Genomic DNA, 15,757 nt, shown 5'->3' with positions numbered 1-15,757 from the left:
CACCATCGGCCACCTTCCCTTTTGAGCGAGTTGCCTTTACTCATGCGCCATTCCTGCTTCGCCACACTCCGCAATCGCACCGGCAAACTCGTTGTGCTCGCAAGTTCCGCGCTGATCGCCGCCTCGGCCTTCGCTGCCGCGCCAGACGCTTCGTCGAACGCGCTGCCCTATTCGAATCTTTCGACCTTGCATGTTAAAGCGGCGCAATTGCAGCCTTTCCTGCGAGCGCTGCGCCACAACGCCGCCAATGCGCGCGAGGAAGCGGGCAATCTGTCGTTCACCGTGTTTCAGTCGACGACTTCGCCGACTACGCTGTACGTGCTCGAACAATGGAAAGATCAGGCGGCCTACGAGGCGCATATGAAGCAGCCGGCGCTGCTTGAAATGCACCAGGCCGCGAAGGCCGATCTGGATGGCGGCATTGCGCACATGCGCATTATTCCGGCCACGCCGGACGCCGGCATTCAGCCGAAGCAGATTGCGCAAGGCAATCAGACCAGCAACGTGCTGGTGTTTCTTTCGGTGAAACCCGCTGAATCGGCGCAATTCCACGCAGATGTCGCGGCCGTTTCGCCGACGTTTCGCGCCGCGCCCGGCAACGTTTCGTTCGAGGTGTATCAGAACGCCGACGACAAGAACGAAATGGTTCAACTCGAACGCTGGACCAGCGAGTCGACGCATCAGGACAATCTGAAACGCCCCGTGATCCAGCAGATTCGCAGCGGCTACGCCGTCACGCTGGCCAAGCCGATGCTCGACGGACGCGTGCTGCTCAAGGACGTGACGGACGATTAAACCGCGCTCGCGCCGCGCTTTGGCCTGCCGTCCGCGGCAGGCGCATCAACATTCGCGCGGCGGCACGAAGAAAAATGATGATGATGAAGCCGCAGGCGGCCACGTCGAAACTTCATGCCTCGTTGCGCCACGAATTCAGCAACAGCCGTGTTTGCGCGCTGACGACGGTCTTCACGAACTCCGCGTTTTCCCCGTCGATATCGCCCCAGCCGAGCATCGAAAGCGTCGACTCGCGCGCGACGTGAAACGCGAAGTACTGCCCCCACATGCTGATCATTCGCACGATGGTCAGCGGGTCGTTTTCCGCACGTCCCGTGATGCGCGCCACGAGTGCCGCGTTGACCTTGTTCATCGGCGCACGCAAGCGTTCACGCAGCACCTGCGTGCCGATTTCCGGCTCGCCGCCGCCCTGCTCGCGGGCAAAAAAGAGCCGGCGATCGGTCTCGCGCCCCTTCTTGAACATCAGATCGGCGATCGTGCATTGCAGTGCGACGAACGCTTCGATCAGCGCCTCCTGCGAGGCGTTCTCGTCCTTCAAGGTCGCTTGAGCGCGTAAAAGCGCCGGTTCGAGCACCTGAAGCGCGTCGTCGACGATCGCCTCCGCGCACGCCCGGTACACGCCTTCCTTGTTTTCGAAGTAGTACTGCAACGCCGGCGCATTGACGCCCGCGCGCGCCGCGATATCACGCGTCGACGCGCCCGCGAAACCATGCTGCCCGAACAGGGAAATGGCTGCGTCGATCAGCTTTCGGCGAGTCTCTTCGCCGCGTGCGTAGCCGCCCTCGCCGGGGTGACGGGGTCGTCGTGGTTCGTTCATACAAAAAGAAACGTCAATGAAAACTTCCAAAATATAACACTTGACAGATATCTTCCGAGTGGAATAATTCGTCCATCTGGAATAAATTAAGGTTTGTTAACCATGTCGACGACTGCTGGAGCGCCTGGACGCGCTGATCAGGAAACCACTCCCAACGCGCCCGCACGCGGTTCCCGGCGCGGCATGGTGATCGGCGGCGCACTGCTGGCGCTCGCCGCCGCAGCGGGCTGGGCGGGCCACTGGTGGCTCGTCGGGCGCTTTATCGAAAGCACCGACGATGCCTATCTCCAGGCCGATAGCGTGACCATTGCGCCCAAGGTGAGCGGCTATATCACCGACGTTTTCGTGGCGGACAATCAGGCCGTCAAGGCCGGCGACCCGCTCGTGCGCCTTGACACGCGCCAGTATCAGGCTGCACTCGACCAGGCCAGCGCCACGGTCGATGCGCGCAATGCCGATATCCAGCAGGCCGAAGCGCAGCTCACGCAGCAGCGCGCGAAGATCGCGCAGGCCGCGGCTGAGGAAGACGTGGCGCGCGTGAGCCTGCGCCATGCGCAGGACGAAGTGGCGCGCTACACGCCGCTCGCGGCGTCGGGTGCGGAAACGGCCGAGAAGCTTTCGGAACTCAAGAGCTCGCGCGATCAGGCGCAGGCCACGCTGGCCGCCGATCACGCGGCCGTCGAATCGGCGCGCTCGCAGGTGGGCGCGCTGACGGCCCAGCTCGGCCAGGCCCGCGCGCAACTCGAAGCGGCCAAGGCGAGCGCGGCGCAATCGCAGCTCGACCTCAACCATACGGTCGTCACGAGTTCCATTTCGGGCCGCGTCGGCGACCGCACGGTGCGCGTGGGACAGTACGTGCAGCCCGGCACGCGCATGCTCTCGATCGTCCCGGTTCAGGACACCTATCTGACCGCCAACTTCAAGGAAACGCAGATCGGGCGCATGCGCATCGGTCAGCCGGTGGAAATTTCCGTCGACGCGCTTTCCGGACACAAGCTTCACGGCGTCGTCGACAGCTTCTCGCCGGGCACCGGCGCGCAATTCGCGCTGCTGCCGGCGGAGAACGCAACCGGCAACTTCACGAAGATCGTGCAGCGCGTGCCGGTGCGCATCCGCCTCGAAACCGGTCCGCAAACGCGCAAGGTGCTGCTGCCCGGCATGTCGGTGACCGCCGAGGTCGATACGCGAAGCTCGCGCGACGACGATCGACGCATCGACGCCGAGAACCATCGTGAGTAACGCCAGCTCCACCAGTCCGGCCGGCATGACGGGGCACGCCCCGCATGCTCACGGCGAGCGCGCAAGCACGTCGGACTGGATCGCCGTCGCGGCGGGCGCGCTCGGCGCGCTCATCGCCACGCTCGACATTTCGATCACGAACTCGGCGCTGCCGCAGATTCAGGGCGAAATCGGCGCGACCGGCACCGAGGGCACGTGGATTTCCACGGGCTATCTGATGTCGGAAATCGTCATGATTCCGCTCGCGGCGTGGCTCACGCGCGTGTTCGGCCTGCGCAATTTCCTGCTCGTCAACGCCACGCTGTTCATCGGCTTTTCGATGATGTGCGGCTGGTCGGGCTCGCTCGCCATCATGATCGCCGGACGTATCGGCCAGGGTTTCACGGGCGGCGCGATGATCCCGACCGCGCAGACCATCATTCGCACCCGCCTGCCCCCGTCGCAGTTGCCGATCGGCATGACGATATTCGGGCTGACCGCGCTGCTCGGGCCATTGCTGGGTCCGGTGGTCGGCGGATGGCTCGCGGAAAACATCAGCTGGAGCTGGTGCTTCTTCGTCAACCTGCCCGTGTGTCTCGCGCTGATCACGCTGCTGCTTTACGGGCTCGGTCCCGATCGTCCGCATTGGGAAGCCTTTTTGAAGGCCGACTGGATCGGCATCATGGGGCTCGCCATCGGTCTCAGTTCGCTGACCGTGGTGCTCGAAGAGGGACAACGCGAACGCTGGTTCGAATCGCAGATGATCGTGACGCTCACCTTCGTTTCGCTGTTCGGGATGCTGCTGATCGCCGTTTCCCAGTTCGTCGCCAAAAAGCCCATTTTGCGTCTTTCGCTGATGCGCAACCTGCGCTTCGCCAGCGTCAACGTGATCGTCTTCATGGTCGGCGCGGGGCTGTACGGCATTTCGTATCTGCTGCCGCAGTTTCTGAGCCAGGTCGCCGGTTATAACGCCGAGCAGTCGGGCATGGTGATGCTGCTGTCCGGCATCCCGGCCATGTTGACGATGCCGTTCCTGCCGCGTCTGCTGGGCAAGGTGGATATCCGCATGCTGGTGATCACGGGTCTGCTGCTGTTCGCGTGGAGTTGCATGCTCGACACCACGCTCACGGCGCAGAGCGTCGGGCACGATTTCACGTGGTCGCAGCTGCTGCGCGGCGTCGGCCAGATCCTCTCGATGATGCCGCTCAATCAGGCGGCGATGGCCACGGTCACGCGAGAAGAATCGGGCGACGCGGCGGGCATCTACAACATGGCGCGCAATCTCGGCGGCTCGGTGGGCCTCGCGATTATCGGCACGCTGATCGACCGGCGCGAAACCTTCCATACGGCCGTGCTTCGCGAGGCCGTCACGAACAATTCGGTCAACGGACAGGCGCATATCGCCGCGAGCGCGGCGAGTTTCTTCGCGCAGACCGGCGACATGGCCTACGCAAAGATGCAGGCGCTGGGGCAACTGGCCGCCCAGATCCAGACGCAGTCGACCGTCATCACCTATTCGGAGACGTTCTGGGTGCTCGGTATTGCCTTGCTCGCGTGCATTCCGCTTGCCGCGCTGCTCAAGAATCCGCGCCCTGGCGCCGCTCCTTCCGCCGGTCATTGAAGCTAAAGAATCGAACATGATGACAACCTTTACCCTCCGCCCTCGTGCGGGCGCACTCGCCGTGGCCTGTGCCGCCAGCCTGCTGGCCGCCTGCACGGTGGGTCCGGACTACCACGGCGCGCCCGCCGTGGCGCCCGAGGCGGCCAGCGCGGACAGCTTCGTGCGCACGCCCGCGAAGGGCATCGTCGCGACCGCGCCCGCTCCCAACCAGTGGTGGCTGGCGCTGAACGACCCGCAACTGAATACGCTGATCGCCGCCGCCTTCGCGCATAACCCCGACCTGCGCGCGGCGCAGGCGCGGCTGCGCGAATCGCGCGCGCAATTGCAGCAGCAGCGCGCGGCCGAAATGCCCAAGCTCAGCGCCGACGCCGCCGCGGTCCGCATGCGCGAGCCCGATCTGAGCGCGCTGTCGTCGGCGGACTCCAGCGCGGGTTCGTCGGGACGCGGCCCGCTCTCGCTCTACACCGCCGGCTTCGACGCCTCGTGGGAAATCGATCTGTTCGGCGGCACGCGCCGTGCAATCGAAGCCGCGGATGCGCAGTCCCAGGCCGTCAACGCCGACCTCGCCGATGCACAGGTCTCGATGGCCGCCGAAGTCGCGCAGGCCTATATCGATCTGCGCGATCAGCAGCAGCGCCTGCTCATCGCGCAACGCACCGCCGAGCTTCAGCAGCAGAGTCTCACGCTCACCGAGCAGCGGCGCGCAGGCGGCACGGCCGCCGACGTCGATGTCGAGCGCCTGACGACCCAGGTCGAAAACACCCGCTCGACGCTCACGCCGCTCGCCGCGCAGGTGGAAATCTCGCTCGATCAACTCGCGGTGCTCACCGGCAAGGCGCCGGGCGCGCTCGACGCCGAACTGGCGCAGCCGCGTGCGTTGCCCGCGCTGCCGGCCACGGTGCCCGTGGGCGATCCGGCGAAGATGCTCGCGCAACGCCCGGATATTCGCGCCGCCGAGCGCCGCCTCGCGTCGAGCAACGCGCAGATTGGCGAACATATCGCCGACTTCTTCCCGAAGGTCACGCTGTACGGCGATCTGAGCTATTCGGCCGCCGACCCCGGCCATCTGTTCCGCAAGTCCAACGCCACGTGGCTCGGTGCGCCCTATCTCTCGTGGAACCTGTTCGATTTCGGCCGCACGCTCGGCGCGGTGCACGGCGCGGAAGCCTCGCGTGACGAAGCCATCGCGAACTACGAAAAGACCGTGCTCGGCGCGCTCAAGGACGCCAACGACGGCCTCTCGCGTTTCGGCTATCAGCGAGAACATCTGGCGACGCTGGAGAAAGTGCAGAAGTCCGCGCTGCGTTCGGCGGACCTGACGCGTCAGCGCTATCGCGCAGGCACGGTCAGCCTCGTCGATCTGCTGGATACGCAACGTGCTGAATTTTCAGCGCAGCAGGACGTGGTCGCGGGCCAGGCCGAGTTGCTCAAGGATTACGTCTCGCTGCAAAAGAGTCTAGGCCTGGGCTGGCAGCCGCCGCAGACCTGATCGCCAATCGCCGGGCGTCGGCCCGAGACCGTGGAGGCGATCGCTTGCACGGTCTCGCGCGTCGCCAGCCGAAGACGCGGAGAATCCAGGCGGATCGTTATACAAGCTTTTGCCCCACATAGTCCCGGATGCCCTACCCCACACTCGTCGCGTGTCGCCACTGTGATGCGCTTTACCGCAAGCCGCGCCTGCAGCGTCTCCAGTCCGCGCGCTGCTCGCGTTGCAGCACCGCGCTCTACCGCGAAAACGCGGCGCAACTCGACCGCATCGGCGCGATCACGGTCGCGGCGCTCGTCACCTTCCTCATCGCGCAGTCGTTTCCCATCATCCAACTCGACGCCAACGGCATCACCTCGCAGTCGAGCCTGCTCGGCGCGCTCGTGGTGCTGTGGCGCGAGGGCATGCAGTCCGTTGCGTCGATGGTGTTCTGCGCGACCTTCCTGTTCCCGCTGATCGAGATGGTCGCGCTGCTCTACGTGCTGCTGCCGCTGCGCCGGGGCATCGTCGCGCCAGGCTTCAACCTGATGATGAAGGCGCTTCGCTTCGTGCGACCCTGGGGCATGCTCGAAGTCTTCATGGTCGGGATACTCGTTGCGATCGTCAAACTGGTGAGCATCGCGCGCGTGATTCCGGAAACGGCCCTGTTCGCATTCGCCGCGCTGACGCTCATGCTGGCCGTCATCGCGGCGTTCGATCCGCGCGGGCTCTGGGATGTCGTCGACGGGTTGCGCGCTCGCGGAGCGGACCGTTCGCCGTCGCCGCGACATCAGCACCATCAGCACGATCCGCACCATCATCACAGCGAAGGACGCGAAACGCCCAGCCCTACGACCGCGCGCGAAGCGGGTCTCGATTGCTGCCACGTCTGCGGACAACTGGAGGCGCGGCAGCCGCACGCGCACGACCGGCGCTGCACGCGCTGCGATACGCCGCTGCACACGCGCCGGCCCGATGCGCTGCGCCGCACGTGGGCGCTGCTGTCCGCCGCGGCGATCCTCTATATCCCGGCGAACGTGCTGCCCATCATGAACACCGCGACGCTTGCGCACGATCGCGGCGACACCATCCTGAGCGGCATCGTTCACTTCTGGCTGACGGGCGAATGGCTGATTGCCGCCATTGTTTTCATCGCCAGCATCATGGTGCCGCTGCTCAAGCTCTCGGCGCTCGGTCTGCTCGCGCTGACCTCGCAGCGTCGCTCCACCTGGCGCTCGGCGGAACGCACCACGCTGTATCGCATCGTTGAATTCATCGGCCGCTGGTCGATGCTCGACATCTTCGTCATCGCGCTCACCGTTTCGCTGGTGCGCTTTGGCTCGTTCGGCGTCGTCACTGCCGGACCCGGCGCGATCGCCTTCGGTTCCGTCGTGATCCTGACGATGCTCGCGTCGATGCAGTTCGATCCGCGGCTCATCTGGGATCCGGTTCCCGGCGCCACGCAGGAACGCCTGCAACACACAAAGGAACACTCGAATGACTAGTCCGAAAGGCATCCGGCCACCTTCCGGCGACGCTGCGCCGCCCGATGCAAACGACCCGGATATCGTCGAGCCGCGACGCTGGCTGCCGTCGCTCATCTGGATCGTGCCGCTCGTTGCCGCGTTGATCGGCATCGGCCTCGTGGCGAAATCGGTCGCCATGCGCGGCCCCACCATCACGATCAGCTTTCTGAGCGCCGAAGGGCTCGAACCCGGCAAGACCAAGGTCAAGTACAAGAATGTCGATATCGGCTCGGTGCGTGCGGTCAAACTTTCGCCGAACCTCTCGCACGTGCTCGCGACAGTCGAACTGACGAAGGACGCCGGCAGCTTCGCGACGAAGGACAGCCGCTTCTGGGTGGTGCGTCCGCGTGTGGGCGCGGGCGGCGTGTCGGGTCTCGGCACGCTGCTCTCCGGTGCGTACATCGGCGCCGACGCGGGCCGCTCGGCGGAAACCGCGCACGACTTCACGGGTCTGGAGACGCCGCCTGCCGTGACCATCGACGAGAAGGGTCATCAATACGCGCTGCACAGCAAGGATCTGGGCTCGCTCGATATCGGCACGCCGATCTTCTATCGCCGCATGCAGGTCGGTCAGGTGATCAATTATTCGCTCGACAAGGACGGCTCGGGCGTGACCGTGCAGGTGTTCGTGCGCGCGCCCTACGATCAGTACGTGGGCGTCAACACGCGCTGGTGGCATGCGAGCGGTGTGAACGTGCAGCTCGATTCGAGCGGCTTCAAGGTCAACACGCAGTCGCTCGCCACCGTCATGGCGGGCGGCCTCGCGTTCGAAACGCCGCCGGGCGAAGCGGCCGGCGTTCAGGCGCCGGCGAACGCGGGCTTCACGCTCGCGTCCGACGAAAGCGAAGCGATGCACGAACCCGACGGCAAACCCGTTCGCGTGGTGATGAACTTCAACCAGTCGTTGCGCGGGCTGTCGGTCGGCGCGCCCGTGGATTTCCGCGGCATCGTGCTCGGCCAGGTGACCGATATCGGCATCGACTATGACGCGAAGAGCGGCAATTTCACGATGCCCGTGACGATGAATCTTTATCCGCTGCGCCTTGTGCGCCGCTCGCGCGGCAGTCCGACGCCGCCACCGGATTCGCCGCAGAGCCACGCGCTGATCGAGCGCCTCGTGCAACACGGCCTGCGCGGACAGTTGCGCAACGGCAATCTGCTGACGGGGCAGCTCTACGTCGCGCTCGACATGTTCCCGAAGGCGGCGCCCGCGAAAGCCGATCTCGACCACGATCCGATGCAATTGCCGACCGTGCCGAATTCGCTCGACGAACTCCAGCAGCAGGTCGCCGATATCACGAAGAAACTCAATCAGATTCCGTTCGACAAGATCGGGAACAACCTCAATGAGTCGCTCAAAAGCGCGAATCAGATGTTCGGTCAGGTTAACAACGAGCTGCTGCCCCAGATGCAGGGCACACTCGCCGAAGCGCAGAAAACCTTCAGCGCCGCTCAGTCCACGCTGCAGCAGGATTCGCCACTGCAGTCGGACGTGCACCAGGCGCTGCAGGAACTGACGCGCACGCTGCAATCGCTGAACTCGCTCTCGGATTACCTCGAGCGCCATCCGGAGTCGCTGCTGCGCGGCAAATCAGGAGACAAACCATGACGTTCCGGTTTCTGTCGCTTCGGGCCACCGTCCCGGCACTTGCGCTCGCGGCGGCGCTCGCGGGCTGCGCCTCGCCCGTCAGCCACTTTTATACGCTGAGCCCGAGCGACGACGCGGCGCGCACTCGGCCCGCTGCCGCTTCGAAGGACGGCAATCCGGCGTCGTTGATCGAACTCGCGCCCGTCGACGTGCCGCCGCAAGTCGCGAAGGCGCAGTTCGTCGTGCAGACCGACGCGAACCAGGTGCGCGTGCTCGAACAGGAACGCTGGGCGTCGATGCCCGGCGACGAGATTCGCCGCGCGCTGTCGGGCGATCTCACGCAGCAGTTGAATACGATCGACGTGTACGGCTCGCCGCATCCCGCAGGCGTGCCGGTCTATCGCGTGAGCGTGAACGTGCAGCGCTTCGAATCGTGGCCCGCTTCGCACGCGCTGATCGACGCGGTCTGGAGCGTGCGCTCGCTCGACTCGCAGACCGTCATGACCTGCCGCAGCGTGCTCAATGAACCGGTCGGCGACGGCTATCAGGCGCTGGTGGCCGGTCACCGCCGCGCCGTCGATGCGCTCTCGCAGGCCATCGCCGGTGGCGTTCGCGCGCTTCAGGGCGAGCACGGCAAGGGCAAGCCGGTGAGCTGTCCGGTATCGCCGTGATGCGTTGAACACGGAACCCCCGGCCAAGACACGGCCGGGCGTCCGTTGGCGCGAGGCGCGATAGATCAGAACGAGTGGTACATGCCGACGACCACGATCGTCTGCGTACCCGTGCCGTCGATCCCGTACGACGAGATGTCCGCACGCGCCGCCTGCAGGCCGCCGTCCGCGGTGCGCTGCACGCCGCTCGCGCGCTGGAAGGTGGCGACTGCGTACAACTCGGTCAGCTTCGACACGGAATAGAACGCGCCCGCGCTCACGTCGTTGTAATGCGCCGATGCATCGCCCTTCGCCGACGTGTAGATATAGCCCATGCCGACAGTGGCCGAAGGCGTGATCCGGTAGAAGGCGTACGCGCGACCCGTGTTGTACGTTTCCGTGTTCGCGAACGTCGATTCGCCGTCGGCGGTATAGCGGGCGTTGCTGTAGCCCACGCCGATCTGCCACGGGCCGCTATCGTATTGCACCGCGGCCTGGCCGATGCCCAGCACGTGTGCGGTTTCGTAGGCGGAGTTGATCGATCCGCCTTCGAACTGGCCGTCGTCGGTACTGCTGGTCCAGCCGGTACGCAGCCCGCCATTGGTCGAATTCGCGTTGACGGAGTCGTGATAACCGGCCGCGATCTTGAACGGACCGGTGCTGTAGACCGCCGCCGTCGACCACGTATAACCCTGCCCCAGCGATCCCGCGACGCCGCCCGGCGCGACCAGCGCCTCGAATTTCAGGCCGTTGATGATTGGCGAAACGTACTTGATCGCGTTCGATACGCGCGAGCTGAAGTCGTTGTTGTCGACGTCGCCCGGCGTCGCGAACACAACGCTACCGTATGAGCCGTCCGCCGTCAGCGGATGGACGAGATCGACGATCGGCTCATACATGCGGCCGGCATCGACCGTGCCCCAACGCGAGCTGGACAGCCCGACGAACGATTGACGCCCGAACAGCCGGCTACCTTGCGACGACTTGCCGGTGCCGATCTGGAAACCGGACTCGACCTGGAAGATCGCCCGAAGGCCGCCGCCGAGATCCTCGCTGCCTATCAAGCCCCAGCGATTGCCGTAGATCGTGCCGTTCTGCAAGGTATAGCGATTGCCGTCGCTGGTCTTCAGATAGCTGAGCCCCGCGTCGAGAATGCCGTACATCGTGACGCTGCTTTGCGCGTGAGCCGTGCCGACGCCGATCAGCCCGAAGATGAGGCTGGCCAGCAGCAGGCGTGGTGTTTTTTTCATAAGGGTTACTAATCGATACGTGATAGATGAGTGGAGAACCGGATCCAATCGCGGATCCGACCGGAACAGCAGGCCTGCCCGATACACCTTCAATCCGGTCGAAATCCGTTGGCGAAGATCGCAGACCCGCATGCCAGACACGAAGCGTCGTGTCATAGCGGCCCACGAGGAAAAAAGCGATGTTTTGCTTTATTTGTGTTGATTTATACAAATGCTAAAAAAGGTCGTCAAGAAGAAATCAATATTCACCTAGGAACTTCATCGCGATCACGCCGAAACACTACGAATACATCATCGATATTTTTGTATTTTTAGATCATTACATACACATTACCTTGAGGCGATTCTGAACAATCCGGCGCGATGATTCGAAGCGGCACGCATGCGCGTGCCTGCCGATCGCGTCGATCTGCTGGGAGAAGGTTGCTTGATGGAGGCGCCAGATGAGCGAGGCCGCTACGCGCCGCGTTGTGGCGAGGGCTCGCCGTTAATTTCAGCTATTCAAAGTATCTATTTCTTTTTACTGAATAGCGGAAAACCCGCGGCATTGCTGCATGCAGCGAACCACGAAAGAGCGCCCTAATAATTTGAATAACCCGCGTAAGCCCGCACTTGCTCCGCTATTCAATCTCTCGCCATGCGTCGCAACCGCCTTGCGTGCATGTGCTGGGAAAGACCTTTAAACACGCTGTCCTCGTGAGGATCGCCGAAATGCAGCAACACCGTGCTTCGCACGCTCGTCGGCAAACACGCCTGATTCGCGTGCAGAGAGCGCATGCCCCAGAAGAAGTAGAGATTCCCCGGCGTCAGCGGTATCAGTTTTGCCGACATGCGTTGCTGCACGCCCTCATTGCGCCATAACCGTTTCAGCAGTTTCTCGACCAGAAGCTTTTCGAGAATATTCACCACCGCAAAACGCCTCGCATTGCGCAAATTCGGAAACATCACCAGATGCCCCGGCGGCTCACCCGGCGCATGGGGAATCAGAATGGGGATCAGCACCGTCACGACATACGAGTCGTAGTGAAAATTGAGCGCATGCCGCAATCCGTGCGTACCGGTCAGCACACGCAGAACCGGGAAGATCCGCCTGCTCGGCGGCGATGCGCGCATCTTCCTTTCATAGAGGGATCGCAGCAGACTCCGCAGACCCGCATCCTCGAATAAGGGCTGCAGGCAGGTGCCGGTGATCCATGATTTGCCTTCGAAGCTGAAGTACTGCCCGTCGTGTTGCTCGATCTGCTGCTCGATGAAACTTCGCAGTTTCGCGAGGATCGCCGCCGGGACAATCTCGTGAAGGACGCCGACCCCATAGTCGTCCATTGATCTGGCCAGCGCTTGCGCACTCGCGGGACTCACTGCTGCAAATCCTTCGGAGGCCGCCCACTCGTTCGTTGCAGTCATCGACTTCCCCTGCTGACCAGTCGGGAGATCGTGATCGCAAACTGTAAGGCGTTAAGTGCGGATGCGCACCAAGCAGGCTGATTTCCCGGCACGGCGCGCTTGCCGGCCTTGCGCGATGCAGCGGCGTTATCGGTGGTCGGAGCGCGACTTCGTGCTCGAGGGCTGCGATCGCGCCCCCAAAATTCTCTTTGACAAACGCTCTTACGATATATATCTTAAGACATGTTTTAAGACACTCAAATGTTAAGGAGGCCCTATGCGCCACCACCATCACCTGTCCGGTCATCACGGACACCACGGCCGTCGAGGCCGTCACGGCCAGCCGGAGCGCGATTTCGCCGACCGCCGCCAGGACGGTTTCGGCCCTGCCGAACGTCATGAACGTAGCGAACGCCACGAACAACGCAGCGAGCGCGCCTTCGCTTTCGGCTTCGGCTTCGGCCGCGGCGACATGCACACCGCCCGCTTCGCGATGCGCCACCCTCTGCACGCGCTGCGCCACGCCATGGGCCGCCATCGCGGCGGCGAAGGCCCAGGCGATTTCAGCGAAGGTTTTGGCCGCGGCGGCGGTTTCGGCAACTTCGGTGACGGCGACGGTTTCGGCCGCGGCCGCAAGTTCAGCTCGGAAGACCTGCAACTGATGCTGCTCGTGCTGCTCGCCGAACGCCCGAGCCACGGCTACGAGCTGATCAAGGCGCTCGACGCGCGCTCGAACGGCTTCTACAGCCCGAGCCCCGGCATGGTCTATCCGGCGCTCACGTATCTGGAAGAACTCGGCTACGTCAGCGTGGCGCTCGAAGGCAATCGCAAGCGTTACGAGCTGTCCGACGAAGGTCGTCAGTATCTGGACGCCAATCGCGAACGCGCCGACCTGATCCTCGCCAAGCTCACGCACTTCGGCCGCAAGATGGAAGTCATGCGCCGCGCGCTCGCGGGCGAAGACCCGTCGGACGGCACCGGCTGGGTGCGCGAGCTGATCGACGCGCGCCGCGCGCTCAAGCGCGCGTTGCTGCGCCGCACGGACGTCGCGCCCGACGAGCAGCGCCGCATCGCGGCCATCCTCGCGCGCGCCACCCAGGAAATCGAAGGCGGCAGCAACGGCGGCGGAGAGAACAGCGGCGCCTGATCACCGGCGCAGTGCCCTTCATCCCTCGTCGATCGACCGCCCCCCCTATCGGAGTCAAAGATGCAGAATCAAAGCAAGCTCGACGTCGTCCGCGTGCGACATCCGCTCAAGTTCCGCCTGCTGCGCGTCGTGCGCGTCGAGGCGCTGTCGTCCGCGCTCGTGCGCGTCACGCTCACGGGCGATCTCAGCGACTTCGTGTCGGCGTCGTTCGACGATCACGTGAAGGTGTTCTTCCCGCCCGAGGGCGCGAGCCAGCCGGTCCTGCCGAGTCTCGGCCCGGACGGCATCGTGTTTCCCGAAGGCGTCGAGCGTCCCGCCGCGCGCGATTACACGCCGCGCCGTTTCGACCCCGTCGCCAATGAACTCGATATCGAGTTCGCCCTGCACGAAGCCGGTCCTGCCACGGCGTGGGCGGCGCAGGCGCAGCCCGGCCAGTATCTCGGCGTGGGCGGCCCGCGCGGTTCGATGGTGATCCCCACGGGCTTCGACTGGCACTTGCTGATCGGCGATGAAACCGCCCTGCCCGCGATTCAGCGCCGCCTGAGCGAGCTGCCCGCCGGCGCGCGCGTGGCCGTGGTCGCCGAAGTGGCGAACCGCGCGGCGCGCATCGAACTGCCGACCGCCGCCGATCTCTACGCGATCTGGTGCTACCGCGAGGAATCCGAATCGGAAAACCCGCTCGTCGACGCCGTCGACGAAGTCTGGCTGCCGCCCGGCGACGGCTTCGTATGGGCAGCCGGCGAAGCCTCGGTGATTCGCGCCGTGCGCGCGAAGCTGTGCAACGAGCGCGGCGTCGACAAGAAGCGCATTCGTGCGTCGGCGTACTGGCGCCGCGGCGCGCAGGCCGCGCACGAAACGATCGACGATTGATTCAGCCTCGATCGGCGGTCGGCGATCGCTGAAACCCGCACATACGGCCCCGCCTTTTCGCGGGGCCGTATGTGCTTGAACAAGGTCCCGAATGACCCTCACACTCAATCCGCTGCGCGAACGCACGCTGCTCTGGCTGCTGGCGCTCACGCAGTTCACCGTCATCATGGACTTCATGGTGATGATGCCGCTCGGCCCGCAGATCATGCACGCGTTCGCGATCACGCCCGCGATGTTCGCGACGGCCGTGTCCGCGTACTCGCTGTGTTCCGGTTTGTCCGGGCTGCTCGCGGCCACCTATATCGACCGCTTCGACCGGCGTCGTCTGCTGCAGGTCGCCTATGCGCTGTTCGCGCTGTCGAATCTGGCCTGTGCGTTCGCGACCAACTTCCATCTGCTGCTGTTCGCGCGCGCATTCGCCGGTCTCACGGGCGGCGTGCTCGGCTCGATCGTGATGGCGATCGTCAGCGACGTGATTCCCATCCAGCGCCGCGGCGCTGCGACCGGCGTCATCATGACGGGCTTCTCGATGGCCGCGATCGCGGGCGTGCCGGCGGGCATCGTGCTCGGCGCGCACTTCGGCTGGAGCGCGCCGTTCCTGCTGCTCGTCGCGCTCTCCGCCGTGATCTGGGTGGCGGGCTCGCGCGTGATTCCGCCGCTCACCGAGCACGTCGACCGCGACACGCCGCTCGCCGACATCGTGCCGCGGCTGTGGCAACTGCTCACGCTGCCGCGTCACATGAAGGCGTTCGCGCTTACCTTCACGATGATGTGCGCGCACATGCTGGTGATCCCGTTCATTTCGCCGATGCTGGTCGCCAACTACGGCGTCGCGCCCGAGCAGCTTTCGTGGCTCTACGTGGCGGGCGGCGCGTCGACCTTCCTGACCGCGCGCGCGGTGGGCCGTCTCGCGGATCGTTACGGCAAGCGCCGCGTGTTCCGCATCATGGCGCTCGTGTCGATCGCGCCGGTGCTGTTCGTCACGCATCTGCCGGTGCTGCCGTTCATCGCGATGGTCGGCTTCTTCGCGGTGTTCATGATCGCGCTGTCGAGCCGCATGGTGCCGATGCAGGCGCTGCTCACGACGATTCCCGAGCCCGCACGGCGCGGTGCGTTCCTGAGCGCGAACAACGCGGTGCAGGCGCTGGGCACGGGCATCGGCGCGTGGGTTGGCGGGCTGCTGCTGCAAAACGGTCCGCATGGGACGATCGTCGGCTTCGGCTACAACGGCTGGCTCGCGGCGGCGCTCGCCGTGGTGGCCGTGCTGTGGGTCGGCCAGGTGCGCGGTTTCGGCGACGAAGTCGCGAATCGTGTTCCGGACGCGAGCGCGGCGGCCAAAGCCTGATCGGGTCTTTTCAACACGCGCGAGACGCGAGAGACGCATAAAAAACGCGCGCCGGACTCGGAGTCCGCCGCGCGTTTTTTTA

General features: G+C 64.6%; 13 protein-coding genes. 10 read left to right on the top strand and 3 right to left on the bottom strand.

The features are described from left to right. Nucleotides 1-42: 42 nt before the first annotated feature. On the top strand, nucleotides 43-795 hold the full coding sequence (locus G5S35_RS15150; protein WP_065060652.1) for a putative quinol monooxygenase: 753 nt from the start codon (nucleotides 43-45) through the stop codon (nucleotides 793-795). Nucleotides 796-907: 112 nt separating this feature from the next. On the opposite strand, the gene G5S35_RS15145 is transcribed toward G5S35_RS15150, so the two are convergent. Next, nucleotides 908-1,612 carry a CerR family C-terminal domain-containing protein gene (locus G5S35_RS15145; RefSeq protein WP_065060651.1) on the bottom strand — a complete coding sequence of 235 codons (705 nt, stop codon included), beginning with the start codon at nucleotides 1,610-1,612 and terminating at the stop codon, nucleotides 908-910. A gap of 102 nt (nucleotides 1,613-1,714) precedes the next feature. Between G5S35_RS15145 and G5S35_RS15140 the strand changes: the two genes are divergently transcribed. The 6 genes from G5S35_RS15140 to G5S35_RS15115 all read left to right on the top strand — a co-directional run bounded on the left by G5S35_RS15140 (nucleotide 1,715) and on the right by G5S35_RS15115 (nucleotide 9,701). Beyond that, entirely contained in the window at nucleotides 1,715-2,851 is a 1,137-nt protein-coding gene (locus tag G5S35_RS15140) for an HlyD family secretion protein (protein WP_065060650.1), read from the top strand. Then, entirely contained in the window at nucleotides 2,844-4,451 is a 1,608-nt protein-coding gene (locus G5S35_RS15135) for an MDR family MFS transporter (RefSeq protein ID WP_373681588.1), read from the top strand. Before G5S35_RS15140 ends, G5S35_RS15135 begins: the two co-directional genes overlap by 8 nt. A 19-nt stretch (nucleotides 4,452-4,470) precedes the next feature. Next, nucleotides 4,471-5,940, top strand: coding sequence for an efflux transporter outer membrane subunit (locus tag G5S35_RS15130; protein ID WP_183039427.1), 1,470 nt, complete (start codon nucleotides 4,471-4,473; stop codon nucleotides 5,938-5,940). Between the two features lie 128 nt (nucleotides 5,941-6,068). Next, entirely contained in the window at nucleotides 6,069-7,421 is a 1,353-nt protein-coding gene (locus G5S35_RS15125; RefSeq protein ID WP_183039140.1) for a paraquat-inducible protein A, read from the top strand. Continuing rightward, the gene (locus G5S35_RS15120; protein ID WP_183039139.1) at nucleotides 7,414-9,051 is read left to right on the top strand and encodes a PqiB family protein; all 1,638 of its coding nucleotides are present in this window, start codon (nucleotides 7,414-7,416) and stop codon (nucleotides 9,049-9,051) included. The genes G5S35_RS15125 and G5S35_RS15120 overlap by 8 nt, the downstream gene beginning before the upstream one ends. After that, a complete protein-coding gene (locus G5S35_RS15115; RefSeq protein ID WP_110326898.1) occupies nucleotides 9,048-9,701 on the top strand; it encodes a PqiC family protein in 654 nt (217 codons plus the stop codon). Before G5S35_RS15120 ends, G5S35_RS15115 begins: the two co-directional genes overlap by 4 nt. Before the next feature lie 65 nt (nucleotides 9,702-9,766). On the opposite strand, the gene G5S35_RS15110 is transcribed toward G5S35_RS15115, so the two are convergent. Both G5S35_RS15110 and G5S35_RS15105 read right to left on the bottom strand, forming a co-directional pair. Then, complete coding sequence (locus G5S35_RS15110; protein WP_183039138.1) at nucleotides 9,767-10,930, bottom strand: porin; 1,164 nt, start codon at nucleotides 10,928-10,930, stop codon at nucleotides 9,767-9,769. Between the two features lie 624 nt (nucleotides 10,931-11,554). Beyond that, entirely contained in the window at nucleotides 11,555-12,334 is a 780-nt protein-coding gene (locus G5S35_RS15105) for a hypothetical protein (protein WP_183039137.1), read from the bottom strand. Nucleotides 12,335-12,590: 256 nt separating this feature from the next. Between G5S35_RS15105 and G5S35_RS15100 the strand changes: the two genes are divergently transcribed. From G5S35_RS15100 to G5S35_RS15090, 3 genes are all read left to right on the top strand, one after another. Continuing rightward, the gene (locus G5S35_RS15100; protein WP_183039136.1) at nucleotides 12,591-13,460 is read left to right on the top strand and encodes a PadR family transcriptional regulator; all 870 of its coding nucleotides are present in this window, start codon (nucleotides 12,591-12,593) and stop codon (nucleotides 13,458-13,460) included. A 60-nt stretch (nucleotides 13,461-13,520) separates the two neighbouring features. After that, on the top strand, nucleotides 13,521-14,330 hold the full coding sequence (locus G5S35_RS15095) for a siderophore-interacting protein (RefSeq protein ID WP_065060643.1): 810 nt from the start codon (nucleotides 13,521-13,523) through the stop codon (nucleotides 14,328-14,330). Between the two features lie 91 nt (nucleotides 14,331-14,421). Next, nucleotides 14,422-15,675, top strand: coding sequence for an MFS transporter (locus tag G5S35_RS15090; RefSeq protein WP_183039135.1), 1,254 nt, complete (start codon nucleotides 14,422-14,424; stop codon nucleotides 15,673-15,675). Nucleotides 15,676-15,757 lie beyond the last annotated feature (82 nt).

Origin of the sequence: Paraburkholderia tropica, from assembly GCF_014171495.1 — a bacterium.
Taxonomy (GTDB): Bacteria; Pseudomonadota; Gammaproteobacteria; order Burkholderiales; family Burkholderiaceae; genus Paraburkholderia; species Paraburkholderia tropica.
Note: the sequence above shows the minus strand (reverse complement) of the source record. Positions and strands in the feature narration are given on the sequence as shown.